Origin of the sequence: Streptomyces xanthophaeus (genome assembly GCF_030440515.1) — a bacterium.
GTDB lineage: Bacteria > Actinomycetota > Actinomycetes > Streptomycetales > Streptomycetaceae > Streptomyces > Streptomyces kutzneri.
The window spans coordinates 2,696,736-2,718,487 of record NZ_CP076543.1; the positions used below are offsets into that span (position 1 = coordinate 2,696,736).

Genomic DNA, 21,752 nt, shown 5'->3' on the forward strand with positions numbered 1-21,752 from the left:
CATGGACCGCGGTGTCCCGGGAGCTGTGCGAGCTTCCGGGGCACCGCTGTGTCCGGCCCGACCGTCCTAGCGGAAGATGCCGGTGTGGCCGAGGGAGTAGCGGCCGGGCTGCGGGTACACGGCGAGTCCGTGCGGTCCGCCGCCCACCGGGATCCGGGCGATCTGCTTGCCGGTCTGCGTGTCGAGCGCGTAGACCTCGGAGTTGTAACGGCCCGACAGCCACAGCACCTTGCCGTCGGCGGAGACCCCGCCCATGTCGGGGCTGCCGCCGTCCGGCAGCGTCCACTTCTTGGTGAGCTTGTTCTCGGGGAAGTTGAAGACCGACACGGTGCCCTCACCCCGGTTGGAGACGTACATCTCCTTGGAGTCGCGGCTCACGTAGAGGCCGTGGCAGCCCTTCCCGGTGGGCAGCAGTTTGGGGGTCTCGAACTTGTCCCCGCTGAGCACCCACATGCCGTGCGCCATCATGTCCGCGACGTAGAAGGTCTTCCCGTCCGGGGAGACCTTGACGTCCTGCGGCATCGCGCCCTCGAACGGCAGCTTCTGCTGGCCGACGACCTCCATGCGCTCGGTGTCGACCTTGAGGAGTTCGCCGGAGAACTCGCAGCTCACGATGAAGTAGCGCCCGTCGGCGGAGAAGTCCGCGTGGTTGACCCCATAGCAGGTCACGGGCACCGTCTTCACCCGGTCCATCGTGTGCGGGTCGCGGAAGACCAGCTCCTTGTCCATCGAGGCCATGACGATGGCGTACTTGCCGTTCGGCGTGAAGTACAGGTTGTACGGGTCGTGCACCTCGACCGGCTTTCCGGCCTCGCCGGTGGCCGGGTTGATCGGGGTGAGGGTGTGACCGCGGTTGTTGTTGACCCACAGGGTCTTCAGGTCCCAGGAGGGGACCACGTGCTGGGGCTGGACGCCGACCGGGATGGTGTCGATGACCTGGTAGGTCGCCGGGTCGATGACGGACACCGTGTTGGAGTTGGTGTTCGGCACGTAGACGCGGGACGGGAAGTCCTTGACCACGGGGGAGAGCTTGTTCGGCCGGTCCGCGGCGTAGACGTCGTTCGGATCGAGCACGGGCGGCATGCCGGGCAGGCCGGGCGGGACCGCCGGCGCGGCCTTGACGGGCTTGGCCGGGCCCTTGGTGCCGAGCGCCTCGGCGGGTCCCTTGCCGGCCGATCCACAGCCGGCCAGGGCGGCGAGGACCAGACCGGCCAGCAGCACGGTGGCCTTCCGGGGAAGGCGGGTGGTCTTCATGGGGTCAGCAGCTCCGTGGTGGTCACCGCGCGCAGTTCGCGGCGCGCGAGTTCTTCGAGGAGGGGAGGCATCGCGTCGACCGTGTCCGCGTAGCCGAAGTGCAGGCTCACCACCGATCCGGGCCGGATCGTCCCGGTGACGGTGCGGATGACGGCCGCGGCACCGGGCGAGGTGAAGTCGAGGGAGTCCACGTCGTACGAGAGGACGTGCGGGTAGCCCGCCCGCTGGGCCAGTTTCCGGACGAGAGGGGTCGCGTACTGGGTCTGGGAAGGCCGGAACCAGGTGCCGATGGAGCCGGTGAGCCGCTTGAGCCGCTGGGCGCAGCCGGTGATCTCGGCGTAGGCCTCCGCCTCGGGCATGCCGTTGATCGCGAGGTGGCGCTGGGTGTGGTTGCCGAGCTCGTGACCGCCGTCGAGGATGCGCCGGGCCAGCTCCGGGTGTGCGTCGAGCCAGGTTCCGATGGCCAGTACGGTGACCCGCGCGCCCCCCTTCTCGGCCGCGGCCAGCACCGCCCGGGCAATGGCGGGGTCCCCGTTGCCGTGGAACGTGAGGGCGACGCGGGGGCGGTCGCGCGGACCGTGGCCGATCTCGACGGGCTGCCCGGCGAACCGGCGCGGGGCGGCGGCCGGAGCCGCCTGTGCCGGGCGGGCCGGACCCGGCGGCGGCCCGGAGGGCGCGGTGGCGGGCCGCCCCGGTCCGCAGGCGGCGGTGAGGCCGGCCGCGGCGGCGCCGGCCGTCCCGAGAGCGGCCACGCGCAGGGCCGCACGCAGGGCCGCGCGGCGGCCTGATTGTGAGAGCACCTGCCCATTTAAGGGGTGGATGACCCGGAAGGTAACGATTGACCCAATTCAAGACGGTCGTCAAAAGGGGCCAACCGGGTGGTCGGGTCGCTATGTGATCAACGATTTACACAGAGCAGTCGATATTTATTCATGGATTGCGAGGTGAGTGGCTCACCTCACCTAGGATTTAGCTAGAAAGTCTTACTATTTGCCCACTTATGTCCAAGTAGGGACTTTTGGCGTTCGGGCCCTCGTCTGCCATAGTCGGAACCACGACTTCCCATTGACCCGAGCGAAGTCGCCACGCCGAGGATCACACCCCCTTAGATCCTCGGCGCACCCACGAAGCCCCCACACCGCCCCACTCGGCGCACGGGGGCTTCCGGCGTTCCGGGGACAGAGGCTCCAGGGGTCAGGCGTTCTGGCGGTCGGCGACCCGCATCTCGAACCAGGTGATCTTCCCGCGCGGCAGCAGGTCCGCTCCCCAGCGGTCGGACAGCTTGTCGACGAGGAAGAGACCCCGGCCGGTGGTGTCCATCTCGTGGACCGGCATCAGGCAGGGCAGCCCGCGCGAGGGATCGCGCACCTCCACCCGGATCCAGCCGCGGCGGCGCAGCATGCGTAAGCCGAAGGAGCGGGCCCCGGTGTGCCGGACCGCGTTGCCCACGAGCTCCGAGACCAGCAGGACGGCATGCTCGGCGATCTGCGGCGAGAGGCCCCAGAGGCGGACCACCACGCACTGGGTGAGCCGGCGCGCGGTGCTCGCCGACTCCGGCATGGACGGCAGCGTCACTTCGGCCTCGGCCGGATTACCGTACAACTCCAGCGCTTTGAGGCCCTGTTCGTCCTCAACGGCCGCCGTGAGCCGTACCGCCGAAGCGCTCCCGCGCTGCCGCGGCTGTTCCACACCCTCCAGGCCCGCCATGCACCCATCATGGACGGCCGACCCGCCCTCCCGGGCCGTTCCACAGGAAAACACCCCCCGGATTCAACAACTCCAAGGGGGTGTTATGTCATATGCGCGAGGCAATCGGAGGACCTCGGCGCACACCTTGACCTGCGGTGACACGCCGCACGCCGGCGATCACAGCGAGTGGATCACTCGTTCTCCTTAAGGCTGTCTTAAGGCCTGGCTAATCCACCCACAGGGAGGACCAGGGTCCTCGGTCGAGGTTCGGCTCAGACGAACTTCGCCTTGCCCGGGCCCTCTTCGACGAAACTGCGCATCCCGCGCTCACGGTCCTCGGTCGCGAACAGGCCCGCGAACCAGTTGCGTTCGATGGTGAGACCGGTGTCGATGTCGGCCTCCAGACCCGCGTCCACGCACTCCTTGGCGGCGCGCAGCGCGATGGCCGGACCCTGCGCCAGCTTGGCGGCCCAGGCGTGCGCCTGCTCGTACACCTCGGCGGCGGGCACCACCCGGTCGACCAGGCCGAGGGTCAGCGCCTCGTCGGCCTTGACCATGCGCCCGGTGAAGATCAGGTCCTTGGCCCTGGACGGTCCGATCAGCCGGGACAGCCGCTGGGTGCCGCCCGCGCCCGGGATCAGGCCGAGCAGGATCTCGGGCTGGCCGAGCTTGGCGTTGTCGGCGGCGATCCGGTAGTCGGCGCACAGCGCGAGTTCGCACCCGCCGCCCAGCGCGTAGCCGGTGATGGCCGCGACGACGGGCTTGGGGATGCGGGCGACGGCGGTGAAGGCGTCCTGGAGCGCGCGGGACCGGGCGACCATCGCCGCGTGGTCCATCGTCTGCATCTCCTTGATGTCCGCGCCCGCCGCGAACACCTTCTCGCCGCCGTAGATGATGACCGCGCGGACGTCCGCCCGGTCGGTCGCCTCCACCGCGAGCTCGCGCAGCCGGTCCTGGGTGGCGATGTCCAGGGCGTTCATGGGCGGCCGGTCCAGGCGGATGGTGCCGACGCCTTCGGAGACTTCGAGAGAGAGGGTCATACGGGCCAGGTTAGCGCCGGTTAACGCGAAGTGGCCCGGTGCTGTGGGTCACAGCACCGGGCCCTCACCGCGTGGGCGGCGTACTACTTGATCCACTCCGCCCACGGCATGTTCCAGCCGTTGAGGCCGTTGTCCGGGGCGATCTGCTTGTCCTTCGAGTTCTTCACGACGACCACGTCGCCGATCAGCGACTCGTTGAAGAACCAGGCCGCCGGCTCGTCGGGGTCGCCGCCGCCGCGCTCGTCACGCAGGCCCACGCAGCCGTGGCTGACGTTCGCCGAGCCGAAGGTGCCGGAGGAGGCCCAGTAGTTGCCGTGGACGAAGGTGCCGGAGTTCGACAGGCGCATGGCGTGCGGGACGTCGGCGATGTCGTACTCGCCGCCGAAGCCGACGGTCGCGCCGTTCATCCGGGTCACCTTGTACTTCTCGCTGATGACCATCTGTCCGTTGTACGTGGTCGTCGACGGGGCGCCCGCGGTGATCGGGACGTTCTTGAGCACCTGGCCGTCACGGACGACCTCCATCTGCTTGGTGCTCGCGTCGACCGTGGAGACCTGCGAGCGGCCGACGGTGAAGGTGACCGTACGGGTCTGCTTGCCGTAGACGCCGGGGCGGCCTTCGACCCCGTCGAGGGCGAGCTTCACGGTGACCTTGGTGCCCGCGGCCCAGTAGTTCTCGGGGCGGAAGTCGAGGCGGTCGTTGCCGAACCAGTGGCCCTCGACCTGGACGGCCGGCTCGGCGGTGACGGTGATGGCCTTCTCGACGGCCTCGGGGTTGGTGATCCCCCGGGTGAAGTTGATCGAGACCGGCATGCCCACGCCGACGGTGGCGCCGTCCTCGGGCGTGTAGTGGCCGACGAAGGTGTTCGTCGGGGTCAGGGTGGTGAAGGTGGTGTCCTTGGCGGACTCCCGGCCGGCCTCGTCCTTGGCGACCGCGTGCACCTTGTACTCGGTGGCGGAGGCCAGGTGGCGGGCCGGCTCCCAGCTCGCGCCGTCGTCGGCGAGCTTGCCCTCGACCGCGTTGCCCTTGGTGTCCGCCACGGTCACCGTACTGAGCTTGCCGCCCGTGCTCGATATCTTCAGGACGCCGCTGGTCGCGACCTCCTTCGCCCCGTCGTCGGGCTTGACGCTGACGACCGCCTTGGAGGCCTCGGTACCGGTCTTACCGCCACCCCCGGCGTTGTCGCCACCGCTGCCGCCGCCGTTGCCACCGCCACTGCCACTGCACGCGGTGGTGAACAGCAGCGCCGCCCCCAGCAGAAGGGCCGGCAGGCCGGTGCGGGCGCGGCCGCGTATCGGCTGCAGGTTCACTCGTGTTCTCCCCATGTCCCCCGCGCGCGGACTGTCGCGCGCTTGTTGACAGGTAATCACACGGAGAGATCACGATGAGCCACGGTCTTGTCACCGTTCCGTCCCAACTGCCCGGAGAAGTGCCGCGGCGGCCGCCCCCGTGACCGGGGGCGGTGTAGGTGATCAGGCCAATCCCGGGGGGCGGCCGCCGAGGGGTCAGGCCCGGGGGCCCTTGGAGTGCTTCGGGTGCTTGGAGTGCTGGGGGTGCTTCGGGTGCTTGCCCTTCCCGTGGCCGCCCTTCGGGTGCTTCGGCGGCTGGGGGTGCTTGCCCTTGCCGTGGTCGCCCTTCGGGTGCTTGGGGTGCTTGTCCTTCCCGTGGTGACCCTTCCCGTGGTCACCCTTGCCGTGGTCGTCCTTGCCGTGGTCGACCGGCTTGTTCCGCAGCGTGACCACGAGGCGCCGGTCGGGGGTGCCGATGTCGAGGCGCAGCGGGCCGGTGACCCGGTCGGCGGGCAGTACGTAGCCCGCGGGGACCGCCGTCTCGACCAGGTAGTACCAGCCCTCGGGGAGCGGGCCGAAGGTGCAGACGCCGGTCCGGTCGGTGGTGCAGCCCGGGGCGGCCCGGCGGTCGGCGTTGCCGCCGCGCGTCTGCAGGCCCGGGGTGTTGTTGGTCTCCTGCCACAGCTCGAACACCGCGCCGCGCAGCGGCTGCCTGGTCCGGGCGTCCTGCTTCACGACCCGGATCGAGCCGTCGTACTCCTCCGTCACCGGGGTGTTCGCGACGTCGACGACGATGCCGTCCGCCACGTCACCCGGGTCCAGGTCGAACCGGGTGGCCGGGTCGGCCGGGGTCTCGTATCCGACGGGGGCGGCGGTCTCACGCCAGTAGTAGGTGTGCCCGATCGGCAGCTCCACCGTGCAGGTGCCGAGGGTGTCCGTCACGCAGGCCCCGTCGAGTCGGGTGTCGCCGCCCGCCGGGTCCGTCTGGAGGCCGGTGGAGCCGTTGCTCTCCCGCCAGAGCTCGAACTGCGCGCCCGCCAGCGGGAGGCCGGTGGCCCGGTCGGTCTTGCGCAGCACGACCCGGGCGGAGTCCGGCGGCTCGGGGGTGCGCCGGTTGCCGGCCTCGTACCGGACCCCGGCCGAGGCATTCGCGGCGGTGAGGGTCAGCTCGTGGACGGTGTCGTCCAGGTCGTAGCCGGGCGGCGTCCCGGTCTCGCGCCAGTAGTACGTACCGGGCTCGGTGGTGCGCTCACAGATGCCGGAGGCCGGCGTCGTGCACTCGGCGACGAGGGTGTCGGCGCCCGGGGCGGTGTCCTGCAGGCCGTCCCTGCCGTTCGTCTCCCGCCACAGTTCGAACCGTGCCCCCTGCAGCGCCGCGCCCGTGTCCGCGTCCCGCTTGCGGACCGAGACCGAGCCGGTCACCGGGGCCGGGCCGCCGCACTCGGGCAGGTCCCCGTTGAAGGGGTACGAGTGGAACTCCTGGCCGCCGCCCCCGGTCGTGCTGCTGCCGTGGGTGACGGAGCCGGTGGTGAAGAAGCGCCCGTTGATGCCGGGCAGGGTGACGGTGGTCTCCGAGGACTGCTGCCCGATGAGGAAGCTGCCCTGGAACTGGCCGCCGCCGGTCAGGTTCACGGTGGTGGCGTCCGGGAAGTTCCACAGCAGCCGCTCGCGGTAGGCGTTGAGGGGGTCGGTGTCCTGGATGCCGCCGCTGTACGTGCTGATCGTGCGGGTGGCGCCCAGGACGTTCACCAGCACGGTGGCCGTGTCCGGGATCCGCGCGAACCGGATGCCCTGCTGGCCGCCCCCGTTGCCGACCAGGTTCGCGTCGACGTTGAAGACCTGGAGCGAGGAGGTGCCGTCGCCGGTGAAGAGCGTCTCGTAGCCGTTGTCGACGGCCGTGCCGGTGGCGCGCCGCGGCTGCCCGTCGACCCGTGCGTAGCACTGGCTGGCGGCGCTGAGCCGGTCGCGCAGCCCCGCGTACGGGGTGACGGCGCCGGGGTCCCGGACCGGGCGGCCGGTCACCGTGCCCGAGACGGAGCCGGCGTACCGGACCACACCGCCGTCGGCGAGCAGGCGTTCGCCCGGCGCGACGGTGACGGAGCCGCCGGTGGTGAGGAAGTCGGCGCCGGCGGGCGGGGGGACCAGCGATCCGGCGCCGACGATGCCCACGTTGTAGCGGCTGTCCCCGCCCGCCTGCTTGTCCTGGTCGAAGTCGCCGAGGACGACGAGCCGGCCCTCGGCCTCGGAGGCCCGGCCGCGGACCCGGAAGTCGCCTCCCGCGAAGATGCTGACGCCGTTGTCGCGGCCCTTCGGGATGCCGTCGGTGCCGATGGCCGGGTACGGGTCGGGGCAGTCTCCCGGCACGCAGGGCCCCAGCCCCCCGGGAAGCGCAGCTCTGGCGACCGCCGCCGGGCGGTCGCCACCGGGACCCTCCGCGAAGGCCGCGGGCGCGGCGGAGGCCAGTACGGCTCCGATCGCGAGCCCGAGGGTCCAGTTCCTTGCTGACATGACGCTCCGTCCGTTGCCTGCTGCCCTCATGTGCCCTGACAGGCTGGGGCAGGCTTCGGTGGGGCGTGGCACGGACACTCTGCGCTACGGCATTTCGATCACAGTGATCACTCTCCCGGGCGGGGCACCCGCCGGAGAGCTCAGGCGATGGCGGAGCCGGCGACCCAGTCCGCCCAGGACATGTTCCAGCCGCCCAGCCCGTTGTCCGGGGCGACCGTCTTGTCCTGCGAGTTCACGACCTGCACCACGTCCCCGACGAGGGTCCGGTCGAAGAACCAGCCGGCCGGGGTGTCCGAGCCGCCGCCCTTGTCGTCGCGCAGGCCCACGCAGCCGTGGCTCACGTTGGTGGTGCCGAAGGTGTCGGGGCTGGACCAGTAGTTCCCGTGCAGGAAGGTTCCGGAGGAGGTGAGCCGCATGGCGTGCGGGACGTCGGGGATGTCGTACTCGCCACCGAAGCCGACGGTCTGGCCGTTCATGCGGGTGACGTCGAACATCTCCATCACCACCATCTTGCCGTTGTAGGTGGTGGTCTTGGGCGCTCCGGCGCTGATCGGCACGGTCGACACCAGCTGCCCGTCCCGGCGGACCTCCATGGTGTGCTCGGCCGCGTCCACGGTGGAGATCTGGGAGCGGCCGACGGTGAAGCTGACGCTCTTGTCCTGGATGCCGTACACGCCGGGCGCGCCCTCGATGTCGCGCAGGTCCATCTTCACGGTGACCTTGGTGCCGGACTTCCAGTACTCCTTGGGCCGGAAGTCGAGCCGCTCCCGCCCGAACCAGTGGCCGACGACCTGTACGCCCGGGTCGGAGGTGACGGTAATGGCCCGCTCCACTTCGGCGCGGCGCTCGATCGCCTGGCTGAACCGGAAGGAGACGATCATGCCGGTGCCGACGGTCGAGCGGTTCTCGGGCTTGAAGTAGCCGATGAACCGCTCCTCGGGAACGAAGGTGGTGAAGGTGGTGTGGCGGGCCTGGCGGCGGTCGTGCCCGTCGAGGGCGACGGCGTCCACGGTGTACTTGGCCGCGAGCGCGAGCCGTCCGGACGCGGGGTCGGGGCTCCAGCTGAGCCCGTCGTCGGCGATGGCGCCGGGGACCTGTTCCTGCTGGGCGTCCTCCACCTTGGTGACGACGACCCGCTCCAGGCGGCCCTCGGGCACGGTGACCGACAGCCGTCCGTCCGCGGGGACCCCCTTCGCGTTGTCGTCGGGGGTGATACGGATGGCCTCGTCCGGCGAGCGGGGTTTGCCGGGCAGCTGGATCTCGACCGGGGCCTTGCCGTCCTGGGTGCATCCGGCCAGGCCGCCCAGCAGGCCCGCCCATGCCGCCACGGCGGCCAAGCCCGCCCCTGCCCGCCTCGTCAGAAGTGTCACGATCCCTCCAACGACCGGGCGCTGCGGGGGAAACGTGAGCGCGGGCCACGTTCCGGGCAGAACTGTCCGGGCAGAACAGTGTGAAGGACCAGACGGGGGCGGGCCCAGGCCGGGACGCCGGGGCCGCACTCTCCCCTACCCCCGCCGGTACCCAGGAGCCGTGGAGGCGGGCAGTGTCGAGCGCAGCCGAGCAGGAGGCGGTGGAAGCCGTCAGCAATGCCGCGGAAGCGGTGCGGAGCGGCCGGGCCGCGCCCGTACCGCAGATCGACGGCCGACTGAAGGAGCGGCCGAACGGCCAGGTCAGGGGCCAGGTGTTACGGGTGCACGCGCGCCCGGGGGCGCCGGTGTGGCCGGGGTCCTCGCATCCGCTGGGGGCCCGGTTCCATCACGGTCCCGACGGGACCGCGGGCACCAATTTCGCCCTGTGGGCGCAGGGCGCGGAGGCGGTGGAGGTGTGTCTCTTCGACGAGGCCGGCGCCGAGACCCGCTGCACCCTGACGGAGCACACGCACGAGATCTGGCACGGGTTCGTGCCGGGCGTACGCCCCGGGCAGAGGTACGGATTCCGGGTGCACGGCCGCTGGGATCCCTGGACGGGCGCCCGCTACAACCCGGCGAAGCTGCTCCTGGACCCGTACGCGCGGGCCGTGGACGGGGACTTCACCCTGCCCCCGGAGGTGTACGCCCACGTCCGGGACTGGCCACAGCAGTACATCGCCGACACCGTCCGGGACGACCGGGACTCCGCGCCGTTCGTCCCGAAGGGCGTGGTCGTCCACGACGACGACGACTGGGCGGACGACGTCCGGCCGAAGACCCCGTGGGCCGATTCGGTGATCTACGAGCTGCACGTGCGCGGCTTCACGATGCGCCATCCGGGTATTCCCGAGGAACTGCGCGGCACCTACGCGGGCCTGGCCCACCCGGCGGCGATCGAGCACCTGACGAGGCTGGGGGTGACGGCGGTCGAGCTGCTGCCGGTGCACCAGTTCGCGCACGAGGACCATCTGCTGCGCCGGGGGCTGCGCAACTACTGGGGCTACAACTCGATCGGCTACTTCGCCCCGCACGCGGGCTACTCGGCGAGCGGGACGGCCGGGCAGCAGGTCGGGGAGTTCAAGCGGATGGTCCGGGCCCTGCACGCGGCCGGGATCGAGGTCATCCTCGACGTGGTCTACAACCACACGGCGGAGGCGGGCGAGCTGGGCCCGACGCTGTCGCTGCGCGGGATCGACAACCGGGGCTACTACCGGCTCCAGTCCGACCAGCGGCGGTACTCCGACTACACGGGGTGCGGGAACACCCTGCACGCGGGGCGCCCGCACGTGCTGCGGCTGATCACCGACTCGCTGCGGTACTGGGTCACCGAGATGGGGGTGGACGGCTTCCGCTTCGACCTGGCGGCGGCGCTGGCCCGGTCGATGCACGACGTGGACATGCTGTCGCCGTTCCTCGCCGTGATCGCCCAGGACCCGGTGCTGCGGCGGGTGAAACTGATCGCCGAACCGTGGGACGTGGGCTCGGGCGGCTACCAGGTGGGAGCGTTCCCGCCGCTGTGGACGGAGTGGAACGACCGCTACCGGGACGCCGTACGGGACTTCTGGCGGGGCGCGCTGCCCGACGTACGGGACCTCGGGTACCGGCTGTCCGGCTCCAGCGACCTGTACGCGTGGGGCGGGCGGCGGCCGTACGCCTCGGTGAACTTCGTGACCGCGCACGACGGTTTCACCCTGCGCGACCTGGTGTCGTACGAGCGCAAGCACAACGAGGGGAACGGGGAGGCGAACCGGGACGGGACGAATGACAACCGGTCGTGGAACTGCGGGGCGGAGGGCGAGAGCGACGATCCCCGGATCGGCGTGCTGCGCCGGCGCCAGCTGCGCAACCTGCTCACGACGCTGCTGCTGTCCACGGGCGTGCCGATGCTGGTGGCCGGGGACGAGTTCGGGCGGACGCAGGACGGCAACAACAACGCGTACTGCCAGGACAACGAGACGGGCTGGGTGGACTGGTCGCTGCTGGAGGATCCGGCCTGGCAGTCGCTCTTCGCCCTGGCCTCCCGGCTGATCGCACTGCGCCACGCCCATCCGGTGCTGCGGCGGCGGGCGTTCTTCTCCGGGCGGTCGCAGGGCGCGGACGGGCTGCGGGACCTGGCCTGGTTCACCCCGGCGGGCGCGGAGATGACGGAGCGGGACTGGTACGCGCCGGCCTCCTCGCTGGGGATGTACCTGTCGGGGCGGGACATCCCGGGCCGTGACGAGCGGGGCCGGCAGGTGACGGACGACAGTTTCCTCGCGCTGCTGCACACCGGGGACCGGCCGGTGGAGTGGGCCTTGCCGGGGGCGCCCTGGGCGGAGGTGTACGAGGTCGTCCTGGACACCTCCCTGGAGGCCCAGTCCGATCCTCCCCGGACCCGGCACCGCGGCGGGCGGACCCTGACGGTCCCGGCGCGGTCGGTGCTGCTGCTGAAGGTGGTGAGCTGAACGGCGGACCGGCCCGGTCCGTGCTGCTGGTTCCGGACGTACCCGACATCCGGAACCAGCCCACTTGTTCGTACTGCGATGATGTGTTCGACATCGTCTCGGAGGGGGTCCCTGCATGGGCAGAGTCACGACCGCGCTGCAGGAACTGCGCGGGGCGCAGAAGTCGGCGAAGGGGGTGTCGCTCTACTCCCGGTTCGTGAACCGGCCCGCCGGGCGGTACCTGGCCGCCGGTTCGTACGCGCTGGGGCTCACCCCGAACCAGGTGACGCTGATCAGTGCCGTCTTCAGCTTCGCGGCCGTGGCCGCGGTCGCGCTGACCGCCCCCTCGTGGGGGCTGGGGATCGCGGTGTGGGCCGCCCTCGCCGTCGGTTTCGCCTTCGACTCCGCCGACGGGCAGCTCGCCCGGCTGCGCGGCGGCGGCAGCGCGGCCGGCGAATGGCTCGACCACGTCGTGGACGCCGCCAAGCTGACGGCCCTGCACTCCTGCGTGCTGATCGCCTTCTACCGCTTCCCGGACGCGTACGGGACGGGCGCGGACGGCTGGCTGCTGGTGCCGCTGGGCTTCCAGTTCGCCGCGGTGGTGACCTTCTTCGGCGGGCTGCTGACGGAGAAGCTGAAGCCGAAGCCGGCTCCCGGCAGCCCGGCGGCCGCGCCGTCGACCGCGCGCGCGGTGGCCCTGCTGCCCGTGGACTACGGGGTGTTCTGCCTGGTGTTCCTGCTGCTCGGCGGCGGAAGGCTGTTCGTCTGGGCGTACGCGGGACTGGGTGTGGTCGCCGCGCTGTTCCTGCTGGCGTTCCTCGCCAAGTGGTTCCGGGAGCTCAGCGCCGTTCGCCGGTGACCTGGCCCGGTGCCTGGGCCGGTTCCGCGAGCGCGTCCAGCGCCCGGCGCAGCTGGGTGCTGGACGTGTGCACGGTGTAGGGGAAGTACACGACGTCGACGCCGTGGGCGGCGAAGTCCTTCTCCAGGCGGTCCCCCTTGGGCGTGCCGCGCCAGTCGTCGCCCTTGAAGATGACGTCGAAGCGGACCTGCTTCCAGGTCTCCACCTTGTCGGGGACCGTCTCGACGAAGGCGGCGTCGACGTACTTCACGCTGCGCACGATCTCCAGCCGCTCGACGAGCGGAATCATCGGACGGCGCCCCTTGGCGAGCTCGGCCATCTCGTCCGAGACCACCCCGGCGACCAGGTAGTCGCACTGACTCCGGGCGTGCCGGAGGATGTTGAGATGCCCGATGTGGAACAGGTCGTAGGCGCCGGGCGCGTATCCGACTCGATACGGCCTGCGCGCAGGCGCAGCAAGGTCGGACATGTCGTGCTCCGTCATCATTTACCCCCAGCAGCCACACCCCCCGGTGCAGCGGATTAGCAGACAATAGCGTGCACGTTCCGCACCACGCGGGTGAACGAATAGGGTGACGTGCGCATCATCCAGGGGAAGAGGGGACGCACGGTGTCCAGATCCGGTCAGCGGCGCATGCTGCTGGTTTCCACCAATTACGCTCCGGAGCACGCGGGGATCGGCCCGTACGCCACCCAGATCGCGGAGCACTGGGCGGATCTCGGTCACGAGACGCACGTCCTTGCGGGCATGCCCCACTACCCGGCCTGGTCGCTCGAACCCGAGTACAAGGGGGCGTTCCAGCGCACGGAACAGCGCGCGGGTGTCACCGTGCACCGGCGTGCGCACACCGTGCCGCCGCGCCAGACCGCCGTGAAGCGGGCCCTTTTCGAAGGATCGATTCTGCTGCACGGCGCCGTGGCCCCGCCCCGGATGCCCAAGCCCGACGCGGTCCTCGCACAGATGCCCAGCCTGGCCGGCGGAGTGCTCGCCGCCCGGCTCGCGGCCCGCTGGAAGGTCCCCTACATCCCGGTCGTCCAGGACCTGATGGGCGCCGCCGCCGCGCAGAGCGGGATCAGCGGCGGCGACAAGGCCGCCGCGATCGCCGGCCGCGCCGAGGCCTATGCCCTCAAGCGCGCCACCCTCGTCGGCGTCATCCACGAGACCTTCGTGGACCGGGTCGTCGGCATGGGCGTGGACCCGGACAAGATCCGCCTCGTCCCGAACTGGTCGCACGTGCCGGTGCCCACCAAGCCGCGCGGAGAGACCCGTCACCACCTCGGCTGGGCCCCCGGCGAGACCGTCGTCCTGCACTCCGGGAACATGGGCCTCAAGCAGGGCCTGGAAGTCCTCGTCGGCGCCGCCCGGCTGGATCCGAGCGTCCGGTTCGTCCTGATGGGTGACGGAAGTCAGCGGGCGGCTCTGTCCGATCTCGCGTCGGATGTGCCGAATCTGGACATCATCCCCCCTGCCGCTGACGGCGAGTTCCCGGATATCCTCGCGGCGGCGGACGTTCTCGCGGTCACGCAGCACGCCGCCGTGCTGGACATGAGCGTCCCGTCGAAGCTGACCTCGTACTTCCAGACCGGCCGGCCCGTCGTCGCCTCCGTGGCCGCGGAGGGCGGGACCGCGCAGGAAGTGGAACGCTCGGGTGCAGGGGTGCTCGTACCGCCGGAGGACCCCGAAGCCCTGCTGAAGGCCGTACGGGCCCTGGCCGAGGACCCGGAAGGCGCGGACGCACTGGGAGCGGCCGGACCCCGCCACGTGGCGGCCCATCTGAGCCGCGAAGCGGGCCTGGCCCGCATCGACGCACTGATAGACGAAGCACTTGGGGGACCCCGGCCGTGATCGAGACGAACCGCCCTGCAGCGGCACCGGCCGACGACGAACCGGATCTCCTGAGAGATCAGTTCCGGCAGCTCCTGCGCTACCGCAGGCTCATCGGCGCGGGCATCGGGATCGGCCTGCTGGGCGGCGTCTACCTCGGCATCTCCACGGCCGACACCTATGTCGCGACCGCCGACGTCGTCCTGCGCGCACCCACCGACGACCCGTTCAACCCGAGCCTCGCCCCGGACAAGGCGATCAACATCGGCTCGGAGCGCCAGGTCGCGCTCAGCTCCTCCATAGCCAACGAGGCGGCGAAGAAGCTCGGCGTGGGCGCGTCCGGCTTCGCCGCCCTGCGCAGCGGCCTGCAGGTGACCAACCCGCCGCAGACCATGGTCCTGCGCTTCACGTACACGGCGGACTCCCCCAAGGAGGCCGCCAAGCGCGCCAACACGATGACCGAGGCGTACCTGCTGAAGCGGCAGGAGGCCCTCGACGCCACCCGCGACAAGATGGTCAAGGGGTACAAGGAGCAGCGCGACCCGATCGCCAAGCAGCTCGACGAGCTGTCGAAGGAGATCGCCCGGATGCCGGCCGGTTCCGGACGCGACGCCGCCAGCTCCTCCAAGACCGATCTGCAGAGCGAGGTCGGCGGCTACAACACCAAGATCACCAAGCTCGAGGCCCTGGACATGACCCCGGGCCGCGTCACCAGCGCGGCGACCGCGCCCACCGCCACCGACGGCCCCGGCATCGTCATGTCGCTCGCGCTCGGCGCGGCCGTCGGTCTCGCACTCGGCCTGCTGGCCGCCTGGGTCCGCCTCGTCTTCGACCCCGCCCCGCGATCCGAGGGCGACGTGGCCCGGGCGCTGCGCGCCCCCGTCCTCGGCTACCTGCCGCGGGACCGGACCGGCGGCGGACCGCTGCTCGCCGCCGGTGAAGCCGATCCCCGGCTCGCCGAGGAGTACCGCTCGGTGGCCTTCCGCCTCGCCTACGACTCCCGCTTCGCCGACCGGCGCCGCCTGCTCGTCGTCGCCCCGCGCGGCAGCAGCGAGACCGCCGCCGCCGTGGCCGTGAACCTCGCCGCCTCCTTCGCGGAGACCGGCAAGGACGTCCTCCTCATCGAGGCCGACCTGCGCACCCCGGTACTGGCCAGCCAGCTGCCCACGGACGCCGGCGGCAGGCCGCGCTGGAGCCAGACCCCGGGCAGCCCGAACCAGGGCGGCCGTCACTCGGACACCGAATGGCCCGACGGGCGCCAGCTCGTCGTGGACGCCGGGGAGTCCGGCTCCTTCGACCTCATCCCGGGCGAGCGGGCGCGCAACGTCCCGCGCTCGCTGACCTCGGCCCGCGCCACCCGGCTGATCTCCGAGGCCGACTCCCCCAACTCCACGGTCGTCGTGCTCGCTCCGCCCGTACTCTCCTACGCCGACGCCCTGGCCCTCGTCGACCGCGTCGACGGCGTCCTGGTCGTCTGCGACCCGCGCGCGGTGCACCGCACCGACCTGTCGCGGATCCGTGAGCTGATCAGCGGCGCTGGCGGCACGGTCCTCGGCGCGGTGCTGCACGCGCCGCTGCCCGGCGAGAAGCGCGGCCGCGGCAAGGACAAGTCCGGCCCGGCGCCCACCGGCCCCGCCGGGGGTCCCGGGACCTCCTCGAAGCCCGGGCGGCCCGCGCCTCAGCCCCAGCCGATCCCGTACGAAGTGGCCGAGCCCGAACAGCACATCCCCGGTGACGGCACGGACACCGTCGCGCTGCGCACCGTCCGCATGGGCCGCAGATGAGCCGACGCGGCCTCGCCGCCGTCGCGTCGGTCCTGGACCAGGCCGCGTCCAGCGCCACGAACATCCTGGTGCTGGTGCTGGCCGCCCGGCTGTCCTCGGCGTCCGGGTTCGCCGACTTCTCCATGGTGTACGTGACCTTCAGCGTGCTCCTCGGGCTGAACATGGCCTACGTCGGCCAGAGCCTGGTCCTGGAGAAGGGTGAGCTGATCGGCGCCGAGTGCCGCTCGGCCGTGGGCTTCACCGCGGCCGCCTCGGCCGCCGTGGGCGCGCTGCTGCTGGTGGTGGGCCTCGCGCTCCCCGGGGCCACCGGGACCGCCTTCCTCGCGCTGGGCCTCGTACTGCCGCTGGTGCTCCTCCAGGACGGCCTGCGGTACTGCTTCTCCGCGCTGCGCGCGCCGCAGCGGGCGCTGGCCGCCGACGTGCTGCGGCTGGTGTGCGTCGTCGCGGCGCTGGCCCTGCAGCCCGAAGGGGCCTCGGCGGGGCGGCTGGTGCTCGCGTGGGGGCTCTCCGCGCTGCCGGCGCTGGGCGTGGGGCTCTGGCTGCTGCGGCCGTACGTGCGCGGCGCCCGCGGCGGTCTCGCGGGACTACGGCCGTACCTGCGGCGGGGTCACCTGGGGCAGCGGTTCGTGGTCGAGTTCGCGGTGGGCAACGGCTCCAGCCAGCTCGCCGTCCTGGGCCTCGGCGTCTTCGCGACGCCGCTGGCCGTCGGCGCGCTGCGAGGTGCGACCACGCTGTTCGGGCCGCTGAACGTGCTGTTCAACTCGGCGAACGCCTTCGGGCCGCCGGTGCTCGGGCGGCTCGGCGGCAAGCGGGCCACGGTCCGGGCCACGGCCGCGCTGGGACTCGTACTGGCTGCGGTCGGCGCGGGCTGGGCCACGGCCCTGTACCTGCTGCCGGACCGGCTGGGCCGGGAACTGCTCGGCGACACCTGGGCGGGCGCGTCCGCGCTGCTGCCGGCCACGGGGGCGCAGTACGCCGTGATGGGGCTCGGCACGTGCGCGCTGCTGACCCTGCGGGTGCTCGCGCCGAAGGCCACGCTGTCGTTGCAGGTGGTCTTCTCGCTGCTGTCGGTGGGACTGCTGCTGGGTGGCTACGCGGTGTGGGGCGTGGCGGGCGCCGCGTGGGGCCTGGCGGCCGGCTCGGCGCTCAAGGCCCTGGCCGCCTGGTGGCGCGTCACCCGCCTCCCGGCCGCCGCCGGCTCGCGGGAGCCGGAGCCCGCGACCGCGGCCTGATCCCGGGCGCTGCCCGGACCCGCGCCTCGAACGCCGGACGGGCTGAAATACAGCCCCGCCGGCGTTCGAGGCGCGCGGTCAGCGCAGGGTGGTGGACTTGTCCGTGCGGTACGTCGCGACCAGCGCAAGGCAGAGGGCCGCGATCGCCACCCGCCCCGACGCCTGCAGCAGCGGTCCGCGCAGCAGGATGAACGAGTAGCCCGCGACCAGCGGGACCACCACCGAGATCAGGCTCCCCGGCGGGCTCCTGCGCGTGGCCCGTTTCGCATAGCGCCGGTCGACGCGGGCCGAGGCGTACCCCATGCCCAGCAGCCCCGCCCCCATGCCCAGCGGCCCGAAGTCCAGCCACAGCTCCGCCCAGATCGGGGAGGAGAGGTTGGTGTTGACCGTGCCCATCCACTGGCCGACCATCACGCCCGTGTCCCGCGGCTTGCCGGGCCACACCGCGCGCGGCACCGCGAAGAAGACCGATCCCGCGAGCTGGCGGCCGTAGAAGTGACCGGGGCCGGAGTTCGAGAAGGTGATGGTGTTCGCGAACATGCCGATCTGGTCGTAGTCCTTGAGGGCCATGGGCTCCAGGAAGGACGTGGTCTCGACCGGCCGGTAGTTCTTCTCGTCGTAGCGGAAGCGGTCCGCGAACGGGAAGATCAGGAGCGCGACGACCACGGCCATCGACAGCGCCACCCGGTACATCGCCGCGCTGACCGGGAAGACGGTGAACAGCAGCGCGAACATGACCGTCAGGAACCAGTACCGAGGGTTCGAGATCGGGTTGTTGACGATCAGGTTGAGGCCGGCGAGCATCGCCCACGTCACGATGATCGACACCTTGCGGCGGGCGAACTTCGAGGTGATCAGCCAGCGGGTGTACAGGAGCAGCGCGAGCAGCGCCGGTACGGTGCCGAAGCCGCGCAACAGGGCCTGGCCCGCCTGGCCGTCGCCGTTGGAGACGCCCGCCTCCTCGATGCCGGCGATGATCTCCTGGCGGCTGGAGAAGAAGACCGCCGGGCCGCCCAGCTTCATGATGAAGACGGCGCTGCACAGGAACGACAGGATCGTCAGGAGCTGGAGCCGGCGCCGGTGCGCCATGACGGGCTTCGACTCCTTCTGGGAGCCGCCCGCGCGCCCGGCCGGCCGGTGCCGGGCCAGCAGCACGCCGACGTCGAAGGCCGTGCAGCCGAGCAGTACGAGACCGATGGCGATGGTCAGGTCGGAGCGCGGGCCGACGACCGGCGTGGGGACCTGGCCGAGGACGGCCTGTGCGAGCGGGGCCACGCCCATGGCCATGTAGACGAAGAGCCAGAAGGAGCCCTGCAGCAGTTTGCGGCGGCTGGTGAGCACCATCGCGGAGAGCCGGGCGCCCGCGTACATGGTGAGCAGCAGCTGGAGCCAGAAGGCCGCGTCGCGGACGCCCGCACCGGTCTGGACGGCGACGAACAGGGGCAGGAAGACGGTGAATCCGAGCGCGAGCGGCACGGACAGCGCGCGCGAGAGGAGCGTGCGCGGGAGGGTGGCCCGGCCCCACAGGCTCTCGTCCTCGAAGGGGGACGGAACGGGCTGCTTCGGCTGCGTGGCGGAGGGCTTGCGTATGTCCGTCGTCACTGCCGCCCCCACCCGATGTGCCTGGTCCGCGGGCAGTCTAGTCTGAGCGGGCCACGCCCGGGGAGGCCGCGGCGCGGGGGTCCTCCCGGACGGAGTCCGGGGGAGCAGATGGGGGCGACAGTTGCGGGATCTTCCTTCCTTCACGCTGGCCGGGTACGACAAGGGCCGCGGGCTGCTGACGCAGGCGCTCTGGTTCGCCGTGATGAACACCCTGTTCATGAGCTGGTTCTGTCCGGCGCGGGTGCGGGTGGCGCTGCTGCGGGCTTTCGGGGCGAAGATCGGCGAGGGCGTTCTCGTCCGGCACCGGGTGCGGGTGCTGTGGCCGTGGAAGCTCGACATCGGGGACCACACCTGGATAGGTGAGGGCGCCTGGCTGCTGAACCTGGAGCCGGTGACCATCGGGGCGAACGTGTGCGTCTCGCAGGAAGCCATGCTGTGCACCGGTTCGCACGACCACCGGGCCTCCGACTTCCGCTACCGCAACGCCCCGATCGTGGTCGAGGACGGCGCGTGGTTGGCGGTACGGGCGACCGTGCTCGCCGGGGTCACGGTGGGCCGCTGCGCCGTCGCGGGCGCCGGTTCGGTGGTCCACAAGGACCTGCCCGCGCTGACCCTGCAGACCCAGGACGGGCAGCGCCGCCCGGTGGAGGAACCCAAGTGAGTGCCGCGATGAGAGTCCTGCACGCCGTGACCCTGCACTCCCCCTCGCACGCCTTCGGCGGTCCGGTACGGGTCGCACTGAACCTGGCGAAGGGGCTGCGGGCCCGGGGCCACGAGGCGCGGCTGCTCGCGCTCGGCGAGGGCTTCGACCAGTGGCCGACCTCCGTCGAAGGGGTCCCGGCGAAGCTGTTCCCCGCCCGCCGGCTGCTCCCCCTCGGCTTCAGCGGGATGACCTCGCCCGCCCTGCTGGCCTCGGCCGGCCGGCTGGTGCGGGACGCCGATGTCGTACACGTCCACCTGGCCCGGGACCTGGTGACGCTGCCGGTCGCCCTGGCGGCGCTGCGGGCGGGCAAGCCGCTGGTGCTGCAGACCCACGGCATGGTGGACCCGAGCGGGAAGCTGCTGGCCAAGGTGCTGGACGCGGTGGCGGTACGCCGGCTGCTGCGCGGCGCGGACGCGGTGCTGTACCTGACCCCGCACGAGCGGGAGGGGCTCGACGCGGTGGTCGGCGCGCCGCCCTTGGCGCAGGCGGTCCGGCTGGTCAACGGGACCCCGGCGCAGGAGGAACGGCCGCCGCTGAGCGGCCCGCCGCGCATCCTGTACTCGGCGCGCCTGCAGGCCCGTAAGCGGCCGGTGGACTTCGTGGACGCGGCCCCGGCGGTCCTCGCCGCCCACCCGGACGCGCACTTCGTGGTCGCGGGCCCGGACGAGGGCGAACTGGCCGCCGTACGGGCCCGGATCGGGGCGCTGGGCCTCGCGGACCGGTTCACGGTCCCGGGAGCCCTCTCCAGCGCGGAGGTCCTCACCGAACTGCGCCGCGCCCACGTGTACGTACTGCCGTCGGTGGACGAGCCGTTCCCCATGTCCGTACTGGAAGCCCTCTCCGTGGGCGTCCCCACGGTCGTGACCCACTCCAACGGCCTGGCCCGCGACATCGCCCGCACCGGCGCCGGCCACGCGGTCGACCCCGGCCCGGCGGGCGTCGCCACCGCCGTCCTGGACCTCCTGGACCCGGCGGCGAACCACGAAGCCTCCCTGTCGGCCCGCAAGCTGGCCGCGGAGTCCTTCTCCATGGACGCCGTCCTGGACGCCCTCCTCCCGGTCTACGAGGGCGCCCGCGGCGTCAGATGACGTCCCGCCGGTGGTCGTCCACCACCGGGATCGCGCCGCCCGTGGTGCGGCGGCGTTTGTAGATGCTCGTGTACACGGCGAGGCCGATTCCGCCGACCGCCATCATGATCAGGCCGACCAGGTCGAGGTTCACGCTCTCCAGCTCCCAGTCGCTGGCGAAGGTGAGGATGGCACCCACCACGATCAGGACGATGCATCCGCCGATGCCCATGGATCCGCCTTCCGCTGTCGGGACTGTGACCGCGCGGGTACCCGGGTTCCGGGTACGGAAACGCCCCCCGGGGGCCGGGAGTCCGGTCCTCGGGGGCGTTGGCGGCGTGCTACGCGGGGATCCAGGCGTAGCAGCCCGTGGAGTTGAACTCCGCCGTGCCGGCCGGGATCGTCGCCGTGATCTTGTCGCCCGCCTTGGGCGGGGTCTCGGGGCCCGAGGCGAGGGTGGCGCCGTCCTTGCCCTTGGCCTCCCAGGTGCAGTTCGTGGCCTGGGTGAGCGCCCGGTAGCTGCCGGCCGCGGGCGAGGTCCGGGGGCCTTCGGGGAAGCCCTTCTCCGCCGCGGCGAGGATCGGCTTCTGGTCCGGGCACAGGAGGGTGATCGCGTCCTTGGCGCCCGGGATCTCGCCGGTGATGACGGCTCCGGTCGCCGCGTCCTTGTCGTGCTTCGCGGTGCGCTGCACCCGCTGGCAGGCGTCCTGGCCGCCCTGCAGCACGGACGCCGGGTCCACCTTGTCGGGGACCCGCCCGCTCAGGTACTTCTTCTCCTCGGCCGTGAAGCTGCCCGTCTTGGGGGTGAGCTTCGCGTCCGGGAGGACGGGGCCGGTCGGCTTCGCGTTCGGGTCGGTCGACGGCTGCGGAGCATCCGCCGGGTCGGGGGCCGACGACGAGGCCGGGGGCTTCGGCGAGGCGCCGGAGTCGGCCTTGTCCCCGCCCGAACTGCAGGCGGTCAGCGTCAGGGCGGCGGCCAGCAGGACAGCAGCCGCTGCGGAGCGTCGGTACATCGGATGGCTCCCGTACTCAAGGGGGTGTGCAGCGGGGCCCGGCCACAGAGAGCCG

Annotated in this window: 18 protein-coding genes; 7 read left to right on the forward strand and 11 right to left on the reverse strand. The window is 71.9% G+C overall.

Features of this window, described 5'->3' with window-relative positions; all coding sequences use genetic code 11:
• Positions 1-66: 66 nt before the first annotated feature.
• From KO717_RS11420 to KO717_RS11450, 7 genes are all read right to left on the reverse strand, one after another.
• The gene (locus KO717_RS11420; RefSeq protein WP_301366374.1) at positions 67-1,254 is read right to left on the reverse strand and encodes a YncE family protein; all 1,188 of its coding nucleotides are present in this window, start codon (positions 1,252-1,254) and stop codon (positions 67-69) included.
• Complete coding sequence (locus tag KO717_RS11425; protein ID WP_437184493.1) at positions 1,251-2,054, reverse strand: polysaccharide deacetylase family protein; 804 nt, start codon at positions 2,052-2,054, stop codon at positions 1,251-1,253. The genes KO717_RS11420 and KO717_RS11425 overlap by 4 nt, the downstream gene beginning before the upstream one ends.
• A gap of 394 nt (positions 2,055-2,448) precedes the next feature.
• Positions 2,449-2,961, reverse strand: coding sequence for an ATP-binding protein (locus KO717_RS11430; RefSeq protein WP_301366375.1), 513 nt, complete (start codon positions 2,959-2,961; stop codon positions 2,449-2,451).
• Positions 2,962-3,215: 254 nt separating this feature from the next.
• Positions 3,216-3,983, reverse strand: a complete 768-nt coding sequence (locus KO717_RS11435) for an enoyl-CoA hydratase/isomerase family protein (protein ID WP_301366376.1) — start codon at positions 3,981-3,983, stop codon at positions 3,216-3,218.
• An 83-nt stretch (positions 3,984-4,066) separates the two neighbouring features.
• Positions 4,067-5,293 (reverse strand): L,D-transpeptidase, encoded by a 1,227-nt coding sequence (locus KO717_RS11440; RefSeq protein WP_437184494.1) that lies wholly within the window; start codon positions 5,291-5,293, stop codon positions 4,067-4,069.
• Positions 5,294-5,488: 195 nt separating this feature from the next.
• The gene (locus KO717_RS11445) at positions 5,489-7,780 is read right to left on the reverse strand and encodes a choice-of-anchor A family protein (RefSeq protein WP_301366377.1); all 2,292 of its coding nucleotides are present in this window, start codon (positions 7,778-7,780) and stop codon (positions 5,489-5,491) included.
• 140 nt (positions 7,781-7,920) lie between these two features.
• A complete protein-coding gene (locus tag KO717_RS11450; protein ID WP_301374473.1) occupies positions 7,921-9,141 on the reverse strand; it encodes a L,D-transpeptidase in 1,221 nt (406 codons plus the stop codon).
• A gap of 182 nt (positions 9,142-9,323) precedes the next feature.
• On the opposite strand from KO717_RS11450, the gene glgX reads away from it, so the two are divergent.
• Together glgX and KO717_RS11460 are read left to right on the forward strand one after the other, a co-directional pair.
• A complete protein-coding gene (gene glgX, locus KO717_RS11455; RefSeq protein ID WP_301366378.1) occupies positions 9,324-11,633 on the forward strand; it encodes a glycogen debranching protein GlgX in 2,310 nt (769 codons plus the stop codon).
• 115 nt (positions 11,634-11,748) lie between these two features.
• Positions 11,749-12,471 (forward strand): CDP-alcohol phosphatidyltransferase family protein, encoded by a 723-nt coding sequence (locus tag KO717_RS11460; protein WP_301366379.1) that lies wholly within the window; start codon positions 11,749-11,751, stop codon positions 12,469-12,471.
• Here the strand turns inward: KO717_RS11460 and KO717_RS11465 are convergent.
• On the reverse strand, positions 12,452-12,955 hold the full coding sequence (locus KO717_RS11465; protein WP_375137962.1) for an adenylyltransferase/cytidyltransferase family protein: 504 nt from the start codon (positions 12,953-12,955) through the stop codon (positions 12,452-12,454). The genes KO717_RS11460 and KO717_RS11465 overlap by 20 nt on opposite strands.
• Before the next feature lie 150 nt (positions 12,956-13,105).
• Between KO717_RS11465 and KO717_RS11470 the strand changes: the two genes are divergently transcribed.
• Genes KO717_RS11470 through KO717_RS11480 form a run of 3 tightly spaced genes read left to right on the forward strand, consistent with a single transcriptional unit; the run spans position 13,106 to position 17,312 of the window.
• Positions 13,106-14,317, forward strand: coding sequence for a glycosyltransferase (locus tag KO717_RS11470; RefSeq protein ID WP_301374474.1), 1,212 nt, complete (start codon positions 13,106-13,108; stop codon positions 14,315-14,317).
• On the forward strand, positions 14,314-16,080 hold the full coding sequence (locus KO717_RS11475) for a lipopolysaccharide biosynthesis protein (protein WP_301366380.1): 1,767 nt from the start codon (positions 14,314-14,316) through the stop codon (positions 16,078-16,080). Before KO717_RS11470 ends, KO717_RS11475 begins: the two co-directional genes overlap by 4 nt.
• On the forward strand, positions 16,077-17,312 hold the full coding sequence (locus tag KO717_RS11480) for a hypothetical protein (protein ID WP_301366381.1): 1,236 nt from the start codon (positions 16,077-16,079) through the stop codon (positions 17,310-17,312). Before KO717_RS11475 ends, KO717_RS11480 begins: the two co-directional genes overlap by 4 nt.
• A gap of 78 nt (positions 17,313-17,390) precedes the next feature.
• On the opposite strand, the gene KO717_RS11485 is transcribed toward KO717_RS11480, so the two are convergent.
• The gene (locus KO717_RS11485; RefSeq protein ID WP_301366382.1) at positions 17,391-18,914 is read right to left on the reverse strand and encodes a hypothetical protein; all 1,524 of its coding nucleotides are present in this window, start codon (positions 18,912-18,914) and stop codon (positions 17,391-17,393) included.
• 121 nt (positions 18,915-19,035) lie between these two features.
• Between KO717_RS11485 and KO717_RS11490 the strand changes: the two genes are divergently transcribed.
• The gene (locus tag KO717_RS11490) at positions 19,036-19,575 is read left to right on the forward strand and encodes a WcaF family extracellular polysaccharide biosynthesis acetyltransferase (RefSeq protein WP_301366383.1); all 540 of its coding nucleotides are present in this window, start codon (positions 19,036-19,038) and stop codon (positions 19,573-19,575) included.
• A gap of 8 nt (positions 19,576-19,583) precedes the next feature.
• The gene (locus tag KO717_RS11495) at positions 19,584-20,705 is read left to right on the forward strand and encodes a glycosyltransferase (protein WP_301374475.1); all 1,122 of its coding nucleotides are present in this window, start codon (positions 19,584-19,586) and stop codon (positions 20,703-20,705) included.
• Here KO717_RS11495 and KO717_RS11500 read toward each other — a convergent pair.
• Both KO717_RS11500 and KO717_RS11505 read right to left on the reverse strand, forming a co-directional pair.
• On the reverse strand, positions 20,698-20,916 hold the full coding sequence (locus KO717_RS11500) for a DUF6458 family protein (protein WP_301366384.1): 219 nt from the start codon (positions 20,914-20,916) through the stop codon (positions 20,698-20,700). The two genes, KO717_RS11495 and KO717_RS11500, sit on opposite strands and share 8 nt — an antisense overlap.
• Positions 20,917-21,025: 109 nt before the next feature.
• On the reverse strand, positions 21,026-21,697 hold the full coding sequence (locus KO717_RS11505; protein ID WP_301366385.1) for a hypothetical protein: 672 nt from the start codon (positions 21,695-21,697) through the stop codon (positions 21,026-21,028).
• Between the last annotated feature and the right edge of the window lie 55 nt (positions 21,698-21,752).

Bases quoted from the DNA above. Each gene is read 5' to 3' on its own strand.
- KO717_RS11420 (WP_301366374.1), bottom strand. From the start codon at position 1,254: ATGAAGACCACCCGCCTTCCCCGGAAGGCCACCGTGCTGCTGGCCGGT.
- KO717_RS11430 (WP_301366375.1), bottom strand. From the start codon at position 2,961: ATGGCGGGCCTGGAGGGTGTGGAACAGCCGCGGCAGCGCGGGAGCGCT.
- KO717_RS11435 (WP_301366376.1), bottom strand. From the start codon at position 3,983: ATGACCCTCTCTCTCGAAGTCTCCGAAGGCGTCGGCACCATCCGCCTG.
- KO717_RS11445 (WP_301366377.1), bottom strand. From the start codon at position 7,780: ATGTCAGCAAGGAACTGGACCCTCGGGCTCGCGATCGGAGCCGTACTG.
- KO717_RS11460 (WP_301366379.1), top strand. From the start codon at position 11,749: ATGGGCAGAGTCACGACCGCGCTGCAGGAACTGCGCGGGGCGCAGAAG.
- KO717_RS11465 (WP_375137962.1), bottom strand. From the start codon at position 12,955: ATGACGGAGCACGACATGTCCGACCTTGCTGCGCCTGCGCGCAGGCCG.
- KO717_RS11470 (WP_301374474.1), top strand. From the start codon at position 13,106: ATGCTGCTGGTTTCCACCAATTACGCTCCGGAGCACGCGGGGATCGGC.
- KO717_RS11480 (WP_301366381.1), top strand. From the start codon at position 16,077: ATGAGCCGACGCGGCCTCGCCGCCGTCGCGTCGGTCCTGGACCAGGCC.
- KO717_RS11495 (WP_301374475.1), top strand. From the start codon at position 19,584: ATGAGAGTCCTGCACGCCGTGACCCTGCACTCCCCCTCGCACGCCTTC.
- KO717_RS11500 (WP_301366384.1), bottom strand. From the start codon at position 20,916: ATGGGCATCGGCGGATGCATCGTCCTGATCGTGGTGGGTGCCATCCTC.
- KO717_RS11505 (WP_301366385.1), bottom strand. From the start codon at position 21,697: ATGTACCGACGCTCCGCAGCGGCTGCTGTCCTGCTGGCCGCCGCCCTG.